The organism is Pseudomonas sp. BB438, from assembly GCF_057180225.1.
Genome location: NZ_CM170001.1, coordinates 5,568,745 through 5,588,355, shown reverse-complemented (window position 1 = coordinate 5,588,355; position 19,611 = coordinate 5,568,745). Strand labels below are relative to the sequence as shown.

Sequence of the window (19,611 nt, the reverse complement as noted above, 5' to 3'; positions counted from 1 at the left end):
CATGAAACGTTTCAACAAACTGGCTCTTGCCGCTGCCACTGCAACCGCCCTGAGCTTCTCGTTCGCCAACTCGGTGTTCGCCCAGCCGACGACCCTGGCCGCCAACGATACAGTTCAGAAGACTGAAGAGGCGGTTTCCGACACCTGGATCACCAGCAAGGTGAAGTCCAGCCTGATCGCTGACAAGGACATCAGCGGTACCAACATCAAGGTCGAAACCAACAAGGGTGTGGTGTCGCTGTCCGGCAACGTCAAATCCGATGCCGAGAAAGAACTCGCCATCAAGACCGCCAAAGGCATCAAGGGCGTGACCGCGGTGTCCGCTGACGGCCTGAAATCGGTCGAATAAGGGCGCGAGTCCTTTCCCCCATCCAATCTTCCAGAGGAGGATCGCCATGAACACTGACGTCATCAAAGGCAAGTGGAAGCAGCTTTCCGGCTCGCTCAAGGAAAAGTGGGGCAAGCTCACTGACGACGACCTGCAGGCGGCAGACGGACATGCCGAGTACCTGGTAGGCAAACTGCAGGAGCGCTACGGCTGGACTCGCGAAAAAGCGGAAGAGGAAGTCCGCGATTTCAGCAGCCGCCTGTAGCGCCCAGACACAGGGATGGTCCAGGCCCCGCCGGTTCGCCGGCGGGGCTTTTGTTTTGGCGTCAGGGCGCGAGGTGCTGCTGGTAGATCGTCAATTGACGCGTCGGATCGGCTTCCGGGTAGTGCTGGCGAAGGAAGCGCGAAAGCTCGCGTACCGCCTGCAGATCACCTTTCTGGCCCATCTGCTTGGCCAGTTGCAGGGTCAGGCCAGGCAGTTGTTCGGGCAGTTGGCCGGAGCGTGTCAGGCGGCGCCAGCTGTGCAGGGCTTGCCCGGTTTCGTTGCGTTGCAGCAGTTTGCGCAGCAGGTGCAACTGGATCGCTGGGTGCCCGAGCAGGCCTGCATCGCTCGCAGCGCTTTCCTCGGCGAGCCGACGCAACAGGGCGTCGGCGGCGGGAGAGGGCGGCAAGGCGAAGAGCTGCTTGAGGGTTTCGCTCATCAGCGCCCGGTCCTGCCGCCCCTTGGCTACCCCGTACAGGCGCTCGACCAGCACGGGACGGCCGGGAAACTGCTGCAGCAGTTGCGGTCCGCGTGCAGCGGCCTGATCCAGGGCAAAGCGGCCAATCAACTCGTCGAGGGCCGCCAGGGCGCGCTTGAACGGCGCATCCGGGTCTTCCTTTGCCAGGTACGCCTCGTCCACCGGCATCCGCCCCAGCTTGCGCGGCAGCCAGACGGCGAGGAAGCCGGACACCAGCCCGCCGATGTGTGCGTAGTAGTTCACATGGTCAGCGGCGCGGATCAGCCCGAACAGTTCCTTGCCCAGCCATAGTGGCAGGATCCACAGCGCCGGCGCCTTGAGGTAGCCGATCAGTGGTCCGAGCCAGTAGAAGAACTGGATGCGGCGCAGACCGTAGACGCCGATGTACATGCCCATCAGGCCGGAGATGGCGCCCGAGGCGCCGATCCCCGGGATCCAGGAGGGGTCGAGCGCCCACCACAGCAGCCCCGAGCACAGGCCGCTGAACAGGTAGAGGCCGAGGTACATGGTGCGCCCCAGCGCCGCCTCCAGGGCGAAGCCGAAGATGAACAGGAACACCATGTTGCCGGCCAGGTGCCAGAAGCTGCCGTGGAGGAACATCGAACCGAACAGGCCCTGGACGGTGAAGCGCTCGGGGATGAAGCCAAAGCGCAGGCTGCTGGTCTGGTCACGGGCCGCTTCGGCCGTCAGGCGTGACGCCTGCCAGGCAGCGTCCTGCTGGAAGGCGGGCAGCGCGCGAAGCTCGTGGCCGAACTCCAGGTCCGAGAGCACCAGCCAGGCCAGTTGCTGGCGGGGCAGGGCTTCGAGTGCCCGCTGCTGGTCGGCCTCCAGCCGGTCGCGGCGCTCCAGCGAAGCGCTGAACAGCGACCGCTCGTGGCTGAGCAGGTCCTGGGCGAGGTAGAGGCGTACGGCGTCTTCGCGACGGGTGCTATCGCCGCCTTGGTAGCCGAAGTAGATCAGTACGTTGAGAGCGATCAGCAGCAGCGTGATGACCGGAGGTTTTTTCCAGTCCAGCGGGTGCTCGGCGGGGACGATGACCATGGCGACCGATCCTTGGCCCTGATGGCGTGAATGCGTGAGTGGCGGCGAGACTAGCACCATGCCGCCAGCCCTGTCAGTTGCCGGCGCGCTTGCTCTGGATGTCGCTCAAACGGTTGCCTTCGAAGCGGACGAAATACAGCATGCCGCTCCAGGGACCGTAGATCCATTCTTCCACGGCGACTTCCATGGACTGGCCGTAACGGGGGCCAGGTACCTGCTTGTAGCCCAGGAACGAACGGCTGACCGGCTCGCCGCAGCGGCCGAGCACATCGCTGGTGGCATCACCGGTGCTGATCAGCTTGCTGTTGCAACGCAGGCTGGCGGCCTGAGCGTCGATGGCGATGAGCGTGAGTGGCAGCATGAACGCCGCCAGGCGCAGTACGAGGGGCGTCTTCAATTGCGTTTGAACTCGATGCTTTTGAGCTTGTTGGCTTCGAAAGTGAGGATGTAGCTGGTGCCATTGCGTGGGCCGTAGACCCATTCTTCGACCCGGTACTCGCGGCGATCATAGCCGCCCAGGGTGTAGCCGACCTCGTCACGGTGATCCGGCGCGCCGCACTTCTGTTCGACTTCCCATGCTCGGTCGCCGGCATTGATCAGCGCGCTGCCGCAACGCATGCTTTCCGCCTGGGCGCCCGCCGCGCAAAGCAGCAGGGCGCAGGACAGCCAGGTCAGGGCTTTCATCGAACGACTCCTTATTCGCTATCAAGGTGCAGCTGAGTGGCCACAGCTCCACCATTCTCCGCTTCGCCGAAGCTGACGTCGATGAGGTAGATGCGGTCGTCACCCAGGCCACCTTTGGCGACCAGGTAGTCCTTGATCTGGGTCGCGCGCTCCTGACCGAGCTTGCGCAGCAGCAGCTGGCTGTCGCTCCAGGAGTCCAGCACCGCCTGGCGCATTTTCGCCGAGCGCTCGTCCTTGCTGAGTTGCTGCCACTCCGCAGGCGGCTGCTTCTTCAGACGTGCGCGGTAGACACCCTCGAGCAGGATCGGCTGCAGGTCTTCCGGAACCTCCAGCTGGCTGGCGTCGCTGGGCACCTTGTCGCCGCGCCGCTGCAACATGCTGTAGTAGTTCTTCTGGTATTCCTGCTTCAGGCGCTTGTCGGCCAGCAACGGACCGTCGCTGGCGGCTGCGGCGACACCCTCGACTTCCAGCTTCAGTGCCGGGCGTTGCTTGAGCGCTTCGGCCAGCTTGTCCAGGTTGCCCTGGGCGGTAGCGTCCAGCTCGCTGGACCCGGCGGCGAAGGTCACGTTGCTCAGGTCCGGGCCGCCGGAGCCGCCAGCCAGGCCGGCAATGAAGTTGAACGGCGCCTGCACCGCGCGCACCACCAGGTTGCGCAGGGTCTGCCAGACGATGGGCATGACGCTGAACTGCGGGTTGTTCAGGTCGCCTTCCACCGGCAACTGGATATCGATGTTGCCATTGGCATCCTTGAGCAGGGCGATCGCCAGTTTCACCGGCAGGTCCACCGCGTCGGGGCTATCGACCTTCTCGCCCAGTTGCAGGTGCTCCACCAGTACCTTGTTGTCGGCTTTGAGCTTGCCCTGAGTGATCTGGTAGTGCAGGTCGAGGTTGAGCCGGCCCTTGCGGATACGGTAGCCGGCGAACTTGCCGGAATAGGGGGTCAGGGTGGTCAGCTCGACGCGCTTGAAGCTGGTGGCGATATCCAGCTTCTCCAGCGGCGAGAAGGGATTGAGGCTGCCCTTGATGGTCACCGGCGCGTACTTGTCGACCTTGCCCTTCACGTCCACCGAAGCGGGCGTCGGGTTGCGGTTGTCGATGGTGCCGATCTCCCCGCCCAGTTGCTGGATCGCGGTGGCGAAGTCCGGTCGCAGGGTCAGGTCGGCGAAATTGGCCGAGCCGTTGTTGATCTTCACGCCGCCGATGCGTATGCCCATGGGCTTGCCGTTGCCCGAATTGCTGCTTTTGCTGGCGGCTGAGGACGCGGACTCCGGCTGCGGGATGATCAGCTCGCTGACGTTGGTGGAGCGGTCTTCGTTGATGATGAAGCGCGCGTAGGGCTCTTCCAGCGACACGGTCTGGATGACCAGGCTGTCGCCGTGTTTGTAGGCCAGGCCGTCGAGGGTCAGCTTGGTCCATTTGACGAAGTCGCGGCTCTTGATGGTGTCCAGGGTATGCAACTGGGTCACCTGGGCGCTGCCATTGACGCTGAAGGCAAGCGGATCGGTGCTCTTGAGGTCGACATCCAGGTCGCTGGAGAGCAGGCCGCTGCGCAGCTCCAGACGGATGAAGGGATCGAGGTAGGCCTGGGCGACTCGCAGGTCGATATCGCGGGTCGAGACCTTCAGCTTCGCGCTGACCGGGTTGGGGATGACCTGGCCGCTGGCTTCGATCTGCCCGCGTGGGCCGAGGCCGGTCTTGAGCTTGAGTTGCAGCGGCGCGGTGAGGCCGCTGTCGAGATTCTGCAGGTCGAGATCCAGCGGGCCGACTTCGAGGTTGACCGGTTTGCCCGGCGCGCGATCCGCCAGGTGGGCCTTGTAGCCGCGCAACTGGGTGTCACGCAGGATGACGTGCCATGTCTTCGCCGGCTCGGCCGGCGCCTGGGCGGCTTCGGCGGTCTGTGTGTTCCTGCTTGTCTCGACCGGTTTTGTCTCGTCCGTGGGCGTGACGTGTGCTGTGGGGGGTTGTGCCTGGGCAGTGCCGTTCGGCTCGGTCGGCTTGGTGGGTGGTGTGTCGGTGGCGGCCTGCTGTTGCTTGGCGGGATCCGCCGAGTTCCCGGAGCTGGAGGTTTCGCCAGGGGCGGGTTCGGGGGCTGCCTGCGCCTGGGGCGAGGGTTCTTCGGGGCGCTTGTAGGGTTTGAAGTTGGCAAAGAGTTTCTGCCAGTCCAGTTGGCCGTCCTTCTCCCGGGCGGCCCAGGCTTCCAGACCCTGGCTGCGGATCTGGCCGACCACCACTTCCTGCTTGACGAGGTCGAGGGTGGTTTCGGCGACATCCAGAGTGGCGAGCTTGGCCAGCGGCTTGCCATCAGGGGAGCTGAGGTCGAAGTCACGTAGCTGGAGGGCTGTCTTGTCCAGCAGCAGTTGTGTCCCCTTCGACAGGTCCAGGTGGTAGTCGGACGCGACGCTGAGGATGCCGTTGTTCAGATTCAGTGGAGCGTTGTCCCGCACATAGGGCCACCAGGCTTTCAGCGGCACACCTTCCAGGGTGAAGCTGCCCCTGGAGGTGAAGGGAACGATGCTCAGGTCGCCCTTCCAGTCGAGCTTTCCGCCATGCGGGCCGGTGGCAACCAGGGTCATTTCAGCGCCATCGTCGGGCAATGTGCTGAGGTTGTGCAGCTCGAAGCCCATGGGGTCGAAGACGAACTCGACCGGCTCGCTCGGGCGACGGTCAAGGAAGTGCAGGCTGCCCTCAGCCAGGCGGATACGGTCGATGCGCAATGGGAAGGGCTTGCTCGGTTCTTCCTGTGCGGGAGCGGGCGCGCTGGGAGGCAGCTTGAACAACTTGGCCAGATTGAGCGTGCCGTTCTCGGCGAAGAGCAGTTCGGTGTGCGGGGCGTCCAGTTCGACATCGGCAAGGTGCAGGCGGCGTTGCCACAGGCTGTCGAGTTCAAGGTTGGCGTACAGGCGACGAAAACGTACCTGCTCCTGTCCATCCTGCCCAAGGTGCAGCCCCCAGAGGGTGAGTTCCAGGCTGAACGGGTTGAATTCGATGCGCTCCAGCCGTGCGGGCACGGTCGAATAGTTGGCCAGTTGCTGGTTGGCGACACGCAGGCCGACACCGGGAATGATCAGGAATCCCAGCAGGCAGTAGAGGAGAACCAGTATCACAACCGCGCCGATGGCGCGCTTCAATCCTTTGGGCATGGCGAGAGTCGTTTCCGTCGTGACGTGCCGCTTCAGTATGGCACGGGTGTGATTCTTCGATTCGAAAGTCGCCTTCGGACGCGGTTTTCAGTGATGTCTGTCAATCGTTCAGGCGGTGGGTGCGGGCGAACTCCACGAGATCCACGAGGCTTTCCAGGTTCAGCTTCTCAAGAATGCGGGTCTTGTAGGTGCTGACGGTCTTCTGGCTGAGGAAGAGCTCTTCGGCGATGTCCTTGTTGCTCATGCCCCTCACCAGGCTGCGCAACACCACCAGTTCGCGGGGGGTCAGGCTGCCCACCGGATCGGTGCTCTTGTCGATGCCCATGACCTTCTCCGGGAAGCAGCGATAACCGGAGATCAGCATGCGTGCGGCGTTGAGGATGGCACTGGTGTCCTTGTTCTTGCTGACGAAGCCATGCGCGCCCGCGGCTTCGACCTTGGCCGAATACAGACGTTCATCCTGTGAGCTCAAGACCAGCAGGCGAATGTTTTCGTCGAACAGGTGAAGGCGTGCCAGCAGGTCGAGACCGTCCATACCCGGCAGGTTGAGGTCCAGCACCACGAGATCCGGGCGCAGCTTGCGCACGGCGTCCAGGCCCCCGTGGCCATCGGCCGCTTCCTGCACGACTTCGAACTGCGTGTCCTGTTCGAGCAGCGAGCGAATGGCGAGGCGCATCGCGGGGTGATCCTCGACCAGCACCACACGCTTCTTCATGGTTGACTCCTGAGTCCAAAAGATTTGCGCGCATTGATCTTGAAGATAGACCAGTTGTTCAAGCGCCTTCGGAATATTCCGATTCGCAGGATTGAAAGCGTGCAGGGAGTCAAATAGGCGGGGAGTTGCTGCGTGAAAGTGGGCGCAGGACTTGCTGCGCAGAATGAGTTCTGCGCAGCAAGTTGGCGGCTATCAGCGCTGCAGTGCTAGTGCCACGCCTTGTCCACCCCCGATGCAGAGCGTCGCGAGGCCTTTTTTCGCATTACGGCGAAGCATCTCGTGGAGCAGGGTGACCAGCACGCGGCAGCCCGACGCGCCGATCGGGTGGCCGAGGGCGATGGCGCCGCCGTTCACGTTCACCTTCGAGGCATCCCAGCCCAACTCCTTGCCCACCGAGAGGGCCTGGGCGGCGAAGGCTTCGTTGGCCTCGATCAGGTCCAGGTCGGCGAGTTGCCAGCCGGCCTTCTCCAGGCAGCGGCGGGTGGCCGAGACCGGGCCAATGCCCATGATGGCTGGGTCGACACCCGCGTTGGCATAGGCGGCGATACGGGCTAGCACGGGCAGACCGAGTTCGGCGGCCTTGGTGGCGCTCATCAGTAATACAGCAGCGGCACCGTCGTTGAGCGTGGAGGCATTGCCCGCAGTAACGCTGCCGTCTTTCTTGAACGCCGGCTTGAGCTTGGCCAGGGACTCGGCGGTTGTGCCGGCGCGCGGTTGCTCATCGGTGTCGAAGCGCAGGGGGTCGCCCTTGCGCTGGGGAATCTCGATAGCGGTGATCTCTGCCTTGAAGCGGCCCGCCTCGATGGCTTCGGTGGCCTTGCGTTGGGATTCGGCAGCAAAGGCGTCCTGCTCTTCGCGGCTGAGGCCGTACTTCTCCACCAGGTTCTCGGCGGTGATGCCCATGTGGTAGTCGTTGAAGGCGTCCCAGAGGCCGTCCTGGATCATGCTGTCGATCAGCTTGGCGTGGCCCATGCGCAGGCCGGTACGGGCGCCGGGCATGACGTAGGGGGCCAGGCTCATGCTTTCCTGGCCGCCGGCGATGATGACGTCGGCGTCGCCGCAGCGGATCGCCTGGGTGGCGAGGTGCAGCGCCTTGAGGCCTGAGCCGCAGACCTTGTTCACGGTCATGGCCGGTACGCTGTTGGGCAGGCCGGCGGCGATCGATGCCTGGCGTGCCGGGTTCTGGCCGGCGCCGGCGGTCAGCGTCTGGCCGAGGATCACTTCGTCGACCCGGGCCGGGTCGAGGCCGGTCTGTTGCAGCAGGCTGCGGATGACCGCGGCGCCCAGCTCATGGGCCGGCAGTGCGGAAAGCGAACCCTGGAAGCTGCCGATAGCGGTACGGGTGGCAGCGACGATGACGACTTCTTGCATGACACGAATCCTCTGACGGGGGCGGCGTGGCCGCAGCGAAGGGCCATGGTTGCACGCTCGCCGCCGGCTCACCACCCTCCGAACCGGGTAGTCACGTTTCAGCGCAGCGGTGGCAGCCCCATTCGGCGGCGTGCGCGGTGCAGTGATCCGTTGCGCACCGCCCAGCGCAGCAACGGCACGCTGCGCCGGACGCTGGAGCGGATCAACTGACGCTGCAGGCTGCCCAGGCTCAGGCCGAGCTGGTCCGCGGCCCAGTCCGGCAGCAGGTCGATGCCGGCGCGCATCATCAGCATGCCGAATGGTTTGGCGAGGAAGCTCGGCGCAGGCGCGTTGAACAGTACGCTAACCACTTCGCGGGTGCGCTCGTCGTAGCGCAGCTGCGGGCGCATGCGTTGCAGGAACTCCGCGACCTCGGCCCGCGAGCGCGGCACGTTGTGTGCTCCGAGACGCTCGGCGATAAGGGCGATCTCGTCGTAGTAACGGTCCTGTTCTTCCCCGGAGAGATTCGGGTTCAGGTAGCGCAGGTGCGAGGCGAGGAAGCAGCTCACTTCAGCGACGTGCACCCAGGTCAGCAGGTCCGGATCGCTGGCGGCGTAGGTCGTGCCATCGGGCAAGGTGCCGTGGACGCTCTCATGGATGCGCCGCACGCGCTCGATCAGCTTCTGGGCATCGCTGCTCGAGCCATAGGTCGTCGCGGAGATGAACTGCCCGGTGCGACGCAGGCGGCCGAGCATGTCGGCGCGGAAGTTGGAGTGATCCCAAACGCCGCCCAGTGCGGCGGGGTGCAACATCTGCAGGAGCAGGGCGCTGATGCCGCCGATGAGCATCGAGCTGAAGTCACCGTGGACTTTCCAACACACGGAGTCGGGCCCGAACAGGCCGGGGTCGCCCTTGGGCGACTCGAAGTCAACCCCGCCCAAGGCGAGGCCGGTCAGGCTGAGTACCTGGCTTTCAATATGACGGCGAACGGTTTCCATTGCGGCGAACAGGCCTCGGGGCAAGGACGACAGGTCTGTTCTCCAAACCTAGCATCTTTGCACCCGTGGCCTGTAGCGCACATCAACGGTTGAGGCGGTTGTCGATCAGCTCCTGAACGACGCTGGGGTCGGCCAGGGTCGAGGTGTCGCCAAGGTTTTCCAGCTCGTTGCAGGCGATCTTGCGGAGGATGCGCCGCATGATCTTGCCCGAGCGGGTCTTGGGCAGGCCGGGTGCCCATTGCAGCATTTCCGGCTTGGCGAAGCTGCCGATTTCCTTGCTCACCAGCGCGAGCAATTCCTGCTTGAGGGTGTCACTGGGCTCGATGCCGTTCATGGGGGTGACGAAGGCGTAGATGCCTTGGCCCTTGAGGTCGTGCGGGTAGCCGACCACCGCGGCCTCGGCGACCGAGTCGTGCAGCACCAGTGCGCTCTCCACCTCGGCGGTGCCGATGCGGTGGCCGGAGACGTTGATCACGTCGTCCACGCGGCCGGTGATCCAGTAGTAGCCGTCCTCGTCGCGGCGAGCGCCGTCACCGGTGAAGTAGTAGCCGGGGTAGGGCTTGAAGTAGGTATCGATCATCCGTTGGTGGTCGCCGTAGACGCTGCGGATCTGGCTCGGCCAGCTGGCCTTGACCGCCAGTACGCCGGAGCCGGGACCGGTGATTTCCTTGCCCTGCTCGTCCAGCAGTACTGGCTGTACGCCGAAGAAAGGACGGGTCGCAGAACCCGGCTTGAGATCGGTGGCGCCGGGCAGCGGGGTGATCAGGATGCTGCCGGTTTCGGTCTGCCACCAGGTATCGACGATCGGGCAGCGCTTCTCGCCCACCACTTCGTAGTACCACTCCCAGGCTTCCGGGTTGATCGGTTCGCCCACCGAACCGAGCAGGCGCAGGCTGCTGCGCTGGGTCTTGCGCACCGGTGCGTCGCCTTCGCGCATCAGTGCGCGGATGGCAGTCGGCGCGGTGTAGAAGATGTTCACCTGGTGCTTGTCGATCACCTGCCAGAAGCGCGAGGCGTCCGGATAGTTCGGCACGCCTTCGAACATCAGGGTGGTCGCGCCATTGGCGAGCGGGCCGTAGACGATGTAGCTGTGGCCGGTGACCCAGCCCACATCCGCCGTGCACCAGTAGATGTCGCCGTCGTGGTAGTCGAACACGTACTTGTGGGTCATCGCCGCGCCCAGCAGGTAGCCGCCGGTGGTGTGCAGCACGCCCTTGGGTTTGCCGGTGGAGCCGGAGGTGTAGAGGATGAACAGCGGGTCCTCGGCATCCATCGGTTCCGGCGCGCAGTCCTCGCTGGCTCCGCGCAGGGCCTCGTGGTACCAGATATCGCGCCCTTCGACCCACGGGATCTCGCCTTGGGTGCGCTCGACGACGACGACGGTGGAGACCTTCGGGCAGTCCGCGAGGGCCTTTTCCACGTTCTTCTTCAGCGGGATGTACTTGCCGCCGCGCACGCCTTCGTCGGCGGTGATCACGGCGCGGCAGTCGGCATCGTTGATGCGGTCGCGCAGGGCGTCTGGGGAGAAGCCGCCAAACACCACCGAGTGGATCGCACCGATCCGCGCGCAGGCCAGCATGGCGTAGGCCGCTTCGGGGATCATCGGCATGTAGATGCAGACCCGGTCGCCTTTCTCCACGCCGCGGCTCTTGAGCACGTTGGCCAGGCGGCAGACGTGGCTGTGCAGCTTGCGGTAGGTGATGTTGGCGGATTCGGCCGGGTTGTCGCCTTCCCAGATGATCGCGACCTGCTCTCCGCGCTGTTCCAGGTGGCGGTCGATACAGTTGTAGGTAACGTTGAGCTGGCCGCCCTTGAACCAGGTCGCCTGGCCTTTGGCGAGGTCGCCGTGGTGCACCGAGTGCCAGGGCTTGAACCAGTCGAGGAAGGCGGTGGCCTGCTCGCCCCAGAAGGCTTCCGGGTCGTCTACCGACTGCTGGTAGAGGCGCTGATAAGCGTCTTTGTCGAGATAGGCACGCTTGCGCACGGCCTCCGGCACGGGGTGAAGGCTGATCTCATGCATGGGGAATCCTTGTTGTTGTTTAGCCGAGATGCCCTCAAGGGTGCATCCAAGGCTTGGCGGGTTCAAGGGTTGTCCATGTTGTTTCGACGTGCCGGGTGGCTGGATCGTTCAGGCTCGGTGTATTCGAGCTGTGCGGCGACCAGTCTCCGGGTCGAGTCGCCGTAGCGCTGGGCGATCGCGTCCAGTGTGCCGTCGAGCCGCTGGATCGCCGTGGCGCCAGGCCCTCCTGGCAGGGGCGGGGCCTCCGTCTGCTCCGGCAGGAACAGCAGGCCCCCGGCGCTGGTAACAGGATGAGCGGCGCTCCCCCGAACGTCGGTACGGAAGGTGCGCGCCCAGGCGTCGACGCTCAGTGCCAGGCTGACTTCGTCGAATCCTGGCTCCAGGGGCGTGCTGAAGGTTTCGTGACCCCAGAGGGCGAGGTAATTGCCGGTGGCGGTCAGGTAACCGCCAGCGCCGAGGGTGAAACGCTGGCTGTCGTGGCGGGGCGACCAATCCTCGACCCCGAATTCCCGGGCCAGGGCTGTGGCGCGGGTCCTCCCCGCGATGGCTTCGACCAGGGCGACTGATACCGGCAGCGCGGCGGTAACACCGGAGGTGGTGATCACCGTACCGTCTGCCACGTAGCGGCGATTCTCCTCCCAGCGGGTGTCGGGATAGTCGTTCAGGCGTTGCTCGCGCGAATACCAGTGGCCGGTGGCGCGCCTCCCGTGCAGCAGCCCGGCGTTGCCCAGCACCAGTACGCCATCGCAGATGCCGACGATGGTTGCGCCCTGTTCAGCTTGCGCCTGAATGAAGGCGAGCAGGGCGGGGTCCTTGCTGTCGTGCACGGCGGGCACGAGCAGGTAGTCCGCGCCCTGTGGATAGCGCTTCGTGAATTGCTCCAGCGTGGCTTGCGGCTGGATGCGCAGGGCCGGCATTAGTTGCGCGGGGCCTGGACTGGTCGCCAGTGCCAACACATCGGCCGCCCCGGAGCGTCGCAGTACGCCCAGGGGAACGATGTAGTCCACCAGTTCGGTCATGCGGTTCTGGGCGACCACGGCAATGACCGGACGCTCGCGACCGAAACGGGGCTGATAGGGCGGGAGGCTCTCTTCGTCGGCCAGGGTGACGCTGCTGGAGAGCAACAGCATGAGGAACAGCAGGAGTGGGCGCATGGGGGGCTCCGGACGGGGATTTCCAGGCTGCCAGCGATAGCGCTGTCGCTTCTGACGCGGATGAATGAATATCTGCCAATCGCCCGCCTCGAACTCATCCTCGATGAATGCTCCCCACCGCGTTTTCCTGCTGGTCTTTCCGGATTTCCAGTTGCTCGATGCCACTGGCCCCGCAGATGTCTTCGCCGCGGTGGACGAGCATCTGCCGCTTGCCTCCAGGCCGGCTTACCGCCTTGAGGCGATCTCGCCGGAGGGCGGGATGGCGCGCTCCAGCTCCGGGCTGGAGCTTGCGACCAGGGTGTTGCCTGATCCTCCGGACGTGGCCGGCTGCACGGTGCTGGTTGCCGGTGGCTTTGGTGTGCAGGCTGCCCTGCAGAAAGGCGACGTCGCGCGCTGGCTGACGCAGGCGGCCCCTCACGCTGCACGCTGTGGATCGGTGTGCACGGGTGCCTTCCTGCTGGCGCAGGCGGGGCTGCTGGACGGGCGCCCGGTGGTGACCCATTGGCGTTACGCCGAGCTGTTGCAGCGCCTGTTCCCGCGACTGCAGGTGTTGCAGGATGCCCTGTTCGTGCGCGACGCGACGCTCTACAGCTCCGCGGGTGTGACCGCCGGCATGGACCTGTGCCTGAGCCTGGTGGAGGACGACCACGGTCGTGACCTGTCGCTGCGGGTCGCCCGTGGGTTGGTGATGTACCTGCGCCGGCCTGGCGGGCAGCGCCAGTTCAGTGCCGAGCTGCTGGCGCAGCAGGCGCCACAGGGCGGGCAGATGGAGCGCCTGGTGGCGTGGCTGCGCGAGCGGCTGGCGCATGCGCTGGATGTGGAGGAAATGGCGGTGCAGATGGCCATGTCCACGCGCACCCTGCACCGGCATTGTCTGGCGGAAATGGGCGTAACGCCGGCGAAGCTGCTGCTGCAGTTACGCCTGGAGAAGGCCAGCCAGTTGCTGGAGGCGGGAGAGTCGTCGCTCAAGCGCGTGGCCCAGCATGCGGGCTTTGGCAACGAGTACAACTTGCGGCGCGCCTTCGTGCAGGCGCTGGGCGTCACCCCTGGGGAATTTCGGCAGCGCTTCTGCCGTTAGGACGCGGACGGATACGCCGGCGCGTATCCGTCCGCTTTCGCCATCAGCCGCGGTGACGACCGCGGAAGAAGTCGATGAGGCCCTGGGTGGAACCGTCCTCGGCAGCGCTCTCCTCGCTGCCGACCAGGCGGCCGTAGACGGCCTTGCCCAGGTCCTTGCCCAGCTCCACGCCCCACTGGTCGAAGGCGTTGATGCCCCAGAGGATGCTCTGCACATAGACCTTGTGCTCGTACATGGCGATCAGCGCGCCCAGGCGGCGAGCGCTGATGCGCTCCAGTACCAGGGTGTTGCTCGGGCGGTTGCCCGGGATCACCTTGTGCGGCGCCAGGCGCTGCACCTCGGCTTCGTCCACGCCCTTGGCGCGCAGCTCGGCCTCGGCCTCGGCGCGGCTCTTGCCGACCATCAGCGCCTGGCTCTGCGACAGGCAGTTGGCGTACAGCCACTGGTGGTGATCGGCGACCGGGTTGTAGCTGGAAACCGGGACGATGAAGTCCGCCGGGATCAGGTGGGTGCCCTGGTGCAGCAGCTGGTGATACGCATGCTGGCCGTTACAGCCCACGCCACCCCAGATCACCGGGCCGGTGCCGGCGGACACCGGCGTGCCGTCCTGGCGCACGCTCTTGCCGTTGGACTCCATGTCCAGCTGCTGCAGGTGATCGGTGATGTTCCGCAAGTAGTAGTCGTACGGCAGGATCGCGTGGCTGCGAGCGCCCCAGAAGTCGCCGTACCACACGCCGAGCAGGCCCAGCAGCACCGGGATGTTCTTCTCGAACGGCGAGGTCAGGAAGTGCTGGTCCATGCTGTAGGCGCCGGACAGCAGCTCCTTGAAGTTGTTGATACCCACCGACATGGCGATCGGCAGGCCGATGGCCGACCACAGGGAATAACGGCCGCCCACCCAATCCCACATGGGGAAGACGTTCTCGGGGCGGATACCGAAGGCCGACGCGGCTTCCTTGTTGCTGGATACGGCGATGAAGTGGCGGTACAGCTCCGCCTCGCTGCCGCCCTGGGCCAGGTACCAGGCGCGGGCGGCCTGGGCATTCTTCAGGGTTTCCAGGGTGCCGAAAGACTTCGACGAGACGATGAACAGCGTGGTCTCGGCATTGAGCTTGGCGGTCATCTCTCGGAATTCGCTGCCGTCGATGTTCGCCAGGTAATGGCAGCGCACGCCTTTCTGGGCGAACGGCAGCAGCGCTTCGGAAACCAGCTGCGGGCCGAGGAAGGAACCACCAATACCGATGTTCACCACGTCGGTGATCGGTTTCTCGGTGTAGCCGCGCCACAGGCCGTTATGCACGGCGGCGACGAGCTCGGTCATCTGGTGCAGTACGCGGTGTACTTCCGGCATCACGTCCTTGCCATCCACCATGACCTTGTCGCCGATCGGGCGGCGCAGGGCGGTGTGCAGCACCGGGCGGCGCTCGGAGGCATTGATCACGTCGCCGCGGAACATCGACTGGATGGCTTCGCCCAACTTCGCCTCTTCCGCGAGTTTCACCAGCAGGTCGAGGGTGTCCTGGCGGATCAGGTTCTTCGAGAAATCGAGGAACAGGCCGCAGGCGCTGAGGGAGAAGCGCTTGAAGCGCTCGGGGTCCTCGGCGAATGCCTCGCGCATGGTGAAGTTCTGCAGTTCCTGGCGGTGGGCTGCCAATGCCTGCCAGCTCGCCAGTTGGGTGGCATCCAGCGGAGTGAGGTGGTGTTCCATGACGTACCTTCGGGTAAGACGTGCGTGGGTGAACGAGGCTTGGAACCTGGGAAGGCCTGGGGAGGGCCGGGCTTTCCCACCGGCTCAGGCGAGCTGAACCGGGATGGCGTTGCTGGTGTGGCTGAGTTCGTTGCCCGGCGCCATGTACAGCATGCGCGGCTTGTAGTCTTCCAGCTCGGCGTCGCTGAACTGAGCGTACGCGCAGATGATCACCCGGTCACCCACCTTGGCCTTGTGGGCGGCGGCGCCGTTGACGGAAATCATCCGCGAACCTTCCTCGCCGCGAATGGCGTAGGTGGTGAAGCGTTCACCATTGTCGACGTTGTAGATCTGGATCTGTTCGTACTCGCGGATGCCGGCGAGATCGAGCCATTCGCCGTCGATGGCGCAGGAGCCCTCGTAGTCGAGCACCGCGTGGGTGACTTCGGCGCGGTGCAGTTTGGCTTTGAGCATGATGCTCTGCATGACGTGGCTCCTGTTTTTCTTCTGGACGAGGAGAGCGGGGCGAGTATGCCGGAGCACCCGAAGTCGCTCAAGGCCACGGTTGGCGCGGTCTTGAGGCGAAGAAACGGGTGTCGGGCGGGGAATCAGTCGACGTGGACCGTGAGGTTGTCGATCAGCCGGGTGGTGCCCAGGAAGGCGGCAACCAGGATGACCAACTGATGGTCCTGTGCGGTGGCCGGGTGAAGACCGGCGGACTCGCGCGCCTCAAGGTAATCGATGCGCAGACCGGCTGCCTCGATCTGCTGGCGGCCCTCGGCCAGGAGCGCGGGGAAGTCGCGTTCGCCCTGGCGGATACGCTCGGCCAACTGCTTCAGGGTGCGCTGCAGGACCGGCGCCACGGAGCGTTGCTCTTGCGTGAGGTAACCGTTGCGCGACGACAGCGCCAGGCCGTCCTCGGCGCGCACGGTGGGCTCGCCGAAGATCTGGATCGGCAGGTTCAGGTCGCGCACCAGCTTGCGAATCACCGCCAACTGCTGGAAGTCCTTCTCGCCGAACAGCGCCATGTCGGGCTGGACCATGTTGAACAGCTTGCAGACCACCGTTGCCACGCCGTCGAAGTGGCCCGGGCGGCTGCCACCACAGAGGCCTTCGGAGACACCGGTAACGTGCAGTTTGGTCTGGCCTTCCATGCCGTCGGGGTACATCTCGTCCACGGTGGGCGCGAACAGCAGGTGGCAGCCGGCGCTGAGCAGCTTTTCCTGGTCCGCCGCAAGGGTGCGCGGGTACTTGTCCAGGTCTTCGCTGGGGCCGAACTGCAGCGGGTTGACGAAGATGCTCGCCACCACGAAGTCGGCGCGCTGGCTGGCTTTGGTCACCAGCGCGGCATGGCCGGCGTGGAGGTTGCCCATGGTCGGCACCAGCGCGATGCGCTTGCCGTCGCTACGGGCGCGGGCCACGGCGGCGCGCAGCTCGCGGACTGTCTTGACTGTATTCATCAGGCGAAACCGTGCTCCGGGCCGGGAAAGGTGCCGTCCTTGACTGCCTTCACGTAGGCGGCGAAGGCGGACTGGATGTCGGGCTGGCCTTCGAGGAAGTTCTTCACGAACTTCGGCGAACGACCGGACAGCGACAGGCCGAGCATGTCGTGCATGACCAGGACCTGGCCGTCGGTGCCTGCACCGGCGCCGATGCCAATGACCGGGATTTTCACCGCTTCGGTGATTTCCTTCGCCAGCGCGGACGGTACGCATTCCAGCAGCAGCACGGCGGCACCGGCCTGTTCCAGGGCGATGGCGTCGGCGCGCAGTTGGCGCGCCTGGGCCTCCTGGCGCCCCTGGACCTTGAAGCCGCCGAACAGGTTGACCGCCTGCGGGGTGAGGCCCAGATGCGCGCATACCGGGATGCCCAGTTGGGCCAGGCGGATAATCGGTTCGGCGAGCCAGGCGCCACCTTCGAGCTTGACCATGTGGGCGCCGGCCTGCATGACCTTCACCGAGTCGCGCAGCAACTGATCCAATGAGGTGCCGGATTCGAACGGCAGGTCGGTGACGATTAGCGCGCCCTTGTTACCGCGCTTCACCGCGGCGGTGTGGTAGGCCATGTCTTCCACGGTCACCGGCAGGGTGCTGTCATGACCTTGCAGCACCATACCCAGGGAGTCACCGATCAGCAGCATTTCGGCACCGGCAAGACTCGCGGTGTGAGCGAAAGTGGCATCGTAGGAGGTCAGCATCGCGATCTTCTCGCCGCTTTGCTTGAGACCTTGCAGGGTGGTCAGGGTGACATCAGGCATGAAAGTGTCCTCGGTTCTGCGCCGGGCAGGGGCAAACGGGGCCCTATAGTCCGGATCGAAAAAGGCTAAGTCAATTGCAGGTGTTACCGGACTGTTACGGCGTTACTGCCAGTGCGCCCTTCGCCTCGGGCGCAGCATGGCTCAGGACAGGCGTTCGAGACCGCTGAACGGACAGGCGGCAAGCAGCTCGGACATCGTGCGCCCATCGGGGAAGCGCAGGTGCGGAGCAAGGTCCGCCAGCGGATAGAGCACAAAGGCGCGGGCGTGCAGGTGGTAATGCGGCACGGTCAGGCGAGGCTCGTCGATCAGGCGCTCGCCGAACAGCAGGATGTCGAGGTCCAGGGTGCGCGGCCCCCAGCGCTCGTCCTTGCGCACGCGGCCCTGCTCCAGCTCGATGGCCTGCAGGGCGTCCAGCAGGGCGAGCGGTTCGAGGTCGGTATCCAGTGCGGCCACGGCGTTGACATAGCGCGGCTGGTCCGGTGGGCCGAGCGGGTCGCTGGCGTAGAGCGGGGAGACTACCGCGACCTTGGTGGAGGGAATCTGCGACAGCGCCTTCAGTGCGGCTTCCAGCTGTTGGCGCGGCTCGGCGAGGTTGCTGCCGAGCCCGATGTACACGCGCTCGCTCATTCGCTGCTGGCGCCTTCGGTGCGCGGGCCGCGGCGACGGCGATTGTTGCCGCCACGACGGCGTTTGCGCGGTGCAGCGCCACCGTCTTCCTGCTGGCTGGAGAGGTTGCGGATCATGCCGCGGCGCTCACCGTCGCTGGCTTCCTGGTAGTCGGTCCACCAGTCGCCCAGACCGCCGGTTTCCTCGCCAGCGCTCTCGCGCAGGAGGAGGAAGTCGTAGCCGGCGCGGAAGCGCGGGTTCTCCAGCAACAGGTCGGCCTTCTTGCCCTGGCGGCGCGGCAGGCGCTCCTGCATGTCCCAGATCTCGCGGATCGGGATGGTGAAGCGCTTGGGCACCGCGGTGCGGCGACACTGCTCGAGGATCAGCTCGTGGGCGGCTTCCTGCATCGCAGGGATCGGCGGCATGCCGCGGTCCTGCAGCTTCATCGCGCGAGCGGGCAGGGCCGGCCAGAGCAGTGCAGCGAACAGGAAGGCCGGGGTGACCGGCTTGCCCAGGCGGATGCGCTCGTCGGTGTTGGCCAGGGCCTGGCGCATCAGCTTGCCGGCGTATTCGGGGTCTTCCTTCAGCGCCTTGGCGCTCGCCGGGAACAGCGGGGCGAACAGGCCGTACTCGTTGAGCAGTTCGAAGGTGCGCTCGGCCTTGCCGCTGAGGAACAGCTTGAGCACTTCGTCGAACAGGCGCGCAGAGGGAATCTCGTTGAGCAGCGGCGCCAGGCGGCGGATCGGTTCGGCGCTGTGCTTCTCGATCTCGAAGTCCAGCTTGGCGGCGAAGCGCACGGCTCGCAGCATGCGCACCGGGTCTTCCTGGTAACGCTGCTCCGGATCGCCGATCAGACGGATCAGGCGGTTGCGGATATCCCGCACGCCGTGGGCGTAATCGAGGATCCGCTCGCCGGTAACGTCGAAATACAGGGCGTTGATGGTGAAGTCGCGGCGCTGGGCGTCGTCTTCTAGGGTGCCGTAGACGTTGTCACGCAGGATGCGGCCAGCCTCGTTGCGGGAGGCGTGGGCGCTGTCGGCATCGTCTTCGCTGACCGGATGGTTGGCACGGAAGGTGGCGACCTCGATGATCTCGCGGCCAAAATGCACATGCACGAGCTTGAAGCGACGGCCAATCACCCGCGCGTTGCGGAATTCGGCGCGCACCTGCTCGGGAGTGGCGCTGGTGGCCACGTCGAAGTCCTTGGGCGGAATGCCCAGCAGCGGATCGCGAACGCCACCGCCGACGATGTAGGCCTGGTAGCCGGCCTTGGTCAGTCGCTCCACGACGTTCACCGCGTTCCTGCTGAACTGTTCCCGCCGCAGCGAGTGCTGATGATTGCCAACGACTTCCGGAGTAGTGCGGACGGCGCGCGGACGGCGCAGTGGGGATCGGATGGACTGGATCAGCTTCTTCAGCATGTGTGCACTATCGGGAATAGGTGTATGGATGGCATTCGCAGGTCTCGGCAAGCCGCGTGTTCTCGGCGTTTCCTGGAGGATAGCGGGTGTCTGCAGTCGCCTGGAAACAATTGGCAGCAAATCGACTGCCGTCTGTGCCGCGGCGATTCTAGCATCGTGGGGTGGGATGATGAAGAAAACTGAAGAATGGGACTTGCGGGGAGAAGGGGAGAGAGTGTAGCGAAAGCTACTGGGGGAGCCGAAGCTCCCCCCCAAATAGGTGCGTGCTTTGTTTTTATTATGATTACCGGGCTTGTTGTTTTTGTTTGTAGACCCGACCCTCGAAGCTATCTGCTTCGGGGAACCTTCCACACATGGAAGGTTTCAATAGCAAACGGATTGCTTTGGTCGCT

The 19,611-nt window shown here is 65.0% G+C and carries 18 protein-coding genes; 3 read left to right on the top strand and 15 right to left on the bottom strand.

Features of this window, described 5'->3' with window-relative positions:
* The first annotated feature begins 1 nt into the window (after position 1).
* On the top strand, positions 2–349 hold the full coding sequence (locus AC1ZV1_RS25800; RefSeq protein ID WP_017518936.1) for a BON domain-containing protein: 348 nt from the start codon (positions 2–4) through the stop codon (positions 347–349).
* Positions 350–395: 46 nt separating this feature from the next.
* Entirely contained in the window at positions 396–593 is a 198-nt protein-coding gene (locus tag AC1ZV1_RS25795) for a CsbD family protein (RefSeq protein WP_017518935.1), read from the top strand.
* A gap of 61 nt (positions 594–654) precedes the next feature.
* On the opposite strand, the gene AC1ZV1_RS25790 is transcribed toward AC1ZV1_RS25795, so the two are convergent.
* From AC1ZV1_RS25790 to AC1ZV1_RS25750, 9 genes are all read right to left on the bottom strand, one after another.
* Complete coding sequence (locus AC1ZV1_RS25790) at positions 655–2,109, bottom strand: rhomboid family intramembrane serine protease (protein ID WP_484294232.1); 1,455 nt, start codon at positions 2,107–2,109, stop codon at positions 655–657.
* A gap of 73 nt (positions 2,110–2,182) precedes the next feature.
* On the bottom strand, positions 2,183–2,470 hold the full coding sequence (locus AC1ZV1_RS25785) for a DUF2845 domain-containing protein (protein ID WP_484297641.1): 288 nt from the start codon (positions 2,468–2,470) through the stop codon (positions 2,183–2,185).
* A gap of 32 nt (positions 2,471–2,502) precedes the next feature.
* The gene (locus tag AC1ZV1_RS25780) at positions 2,503–2,793 is read right to left on the bottom strand and encodes a DUF2845 domain-containing protein (RefSeq protein WP_484294231.1); all 291 of its coding nucleotides are present in this window, start codon (positions 2,791–2,793) and stop codon (positions 2,503–2,505) included.
* Positions 2,794–2,804: 11 nt separating this feature from the next.
* On the bottom strand, positions 2,805–5,933 hold the full coding sequence (locus AC1ZV1_RS25775) for a DUF748 domain-containing protein (protein ID WP_484294230.1): 3,129 nt from the start codon (positions 5,931–5,933) through the stop codon (positions 2,805–2,807).
* Between the two features lie 100 nt (positions 5,934–6,033).
* Complete coding sequence (locus AC1ZV1_RS25770) at positions 6,034–6,648, bottom strand: response regulator (RefSeq protein WP_484294229.1); 615 nt, start codon at positions 6,646–6,648, stop codon at positions 6,034–6,036.
* A gap of 192 nt (positions 6,649–6,840) precedes the next feature.
* Positions 6,841–8,019 (bottom strand): acetyl-CoA C-acetyltransferase, encoded by a 1,179-nt coding sequence (locus AC1ZV1_RS25765; RefSeq protein WP_484294228.1) that lies wholly within the window; start codon positions 8,017–8,019, stop codon positions 6,841–6,843.
* 98 nt (positions 8,020–8,117) lie between these two features.
* Positions 8,118–8,996: an oxygenase MpaB family protein gene (locus AC1ZV1_RS25760; protein WP_484294227.1), complete on the bottom strand. Its 879-nt coding sequence runs from the start codon at positions 8,994–8,996 to the stop codon at positions 8,118–8,120.
* Between the two features lie 82 nt (positions 8,997–9,078).
* Positions 9,079–11,016, bottom strand: a complete 1,938-nt coding sequence (gene acs, locus AC1ZV1_RS25755; protein ID WP_484294226.1) for an acetate--CoA ligase — start codon at positions 11,014–11,016, stop codon at positions 9,079–9,081.
* Positions 11,017–11,078: 62 nt separating this feature from the next.
* Positions 11,079–12,170 (bottom strand): DJ-1/PfpI family protein, encoded by a 1,092-nt coding sequence (locus AC1ZV1_RS25750; protein WP_484294225.1) that lies wholly within the window; start codon positions 12,168–12,170, stop codon positions 11,079–11,081.
* 103 nt (positions 12,171–12,273) lie between these two features.
* Between AC1ZV1_RS25750 and AC1ZV1_RS25745 the strand changes: the two genes are divergently transcribed.
* Positions 12,274–13,248, top strand: coding sequence for a GlxA family transcriptional regulator (locus tag AC1ZV1_RS25745; RefSeq protein ID WP_484294224.1), 975 nt, complete (start codon positions 12,274–12,276; stop codon positions 13,246–13,248).
* Between the two features lie 43 nt (positions 13,249–13,291).
* Here AC1ZV1_RS25745 and pgi read toward each other — a convergent pair whose 3' ends face one another.
* The 6 genes from pgi to AC1ZV1_RS25715 form a co-directional block, all read right to left on the bottom strand.
* On the bottom strand, positions 13,292–14,956 hold the full coding sequence (gene pgi / locus AC1ZV1_RS25740) for a glucose-6-phosphate isomerase (protein ID WP_484294223.1): 1,665 nt from the start codon (positions 14,954–14,956) through the stop codon (positions 13,292–13,294).
* Positions 14,957–15,040: 84 nt separating this feature from the next.
* The gene (gene panD / locus AC1ZV1_RS25735; protein WP_169936518.1) at positions 15,041–15,421 is read right to left on the bottom strand and encodes an aspartate 1-decarboxylase; all 381 of its coding nucleotides are present in this window, start codon (positions 15,419–15,421) and stop codon (positions 15,041–15,043) included.
* A 122-nt stretch (positions 15,422–15,543) separates the two neighbouring features.
* On the bottom strand, positions 15,544–16,395 hold the full coding sequence (gene panC / locus AC1ZV1_RS25730) for a pantoate--beta-alanine ligase (RefSeq protein ID WP_484294222.1): 852 nt from the start codon (positions 16,393–16,395) through the stop codon (positions 15,544–15,546).
* Positions 16,395–17,192 (bottom strand): 3-methyl-2-oxobutanoate hydroxymethyltransferase, encoded by a 798-nt coding sequence (panB, locus tag AC1ZV1_RS25725; protein WP_484294221.1) that lies wholly within the window; start codon positions 17,190–17,192, stop codon positions 16,395–16,397. Before panB ends, panC begins: the two co-directional genes overlap by 1 nt.
* 141 nt (positions 17,193–17,333) lie before the next feature.
* The gene (gene folK / locus AC1ZV1_RS25720) at positions 17,334–17,819 is read right to left on the bottom strand and encodes a 2-amino-4-hydroxy-6-hydroxymethyldihydropteridine diphosphokinase (protein ID WP_484294220.1); all 486 of its coding nucleotides are present in this window, start codon (positions 17,817–17,819) and stop codon (positions 17,334–17,336) included.
* Positions 17,816–19,219, bottom strand: coding sequence for a polynucleotide adenylyltransferase PcnB (locus AC1ZV1_RS25715; RefSeq protein ID WP_484294219.1), 1,404 nt, complete (start codon positions 19,217–19,219; stop codon positions 17,816–17,818). Before AC1ZV1_RS25715 ends, folK begins: the two co-directional genes overlap by 4 nt.
* Between the last annotated feature and the right edge of the window lie 392 nt (positions 19,220–19,611).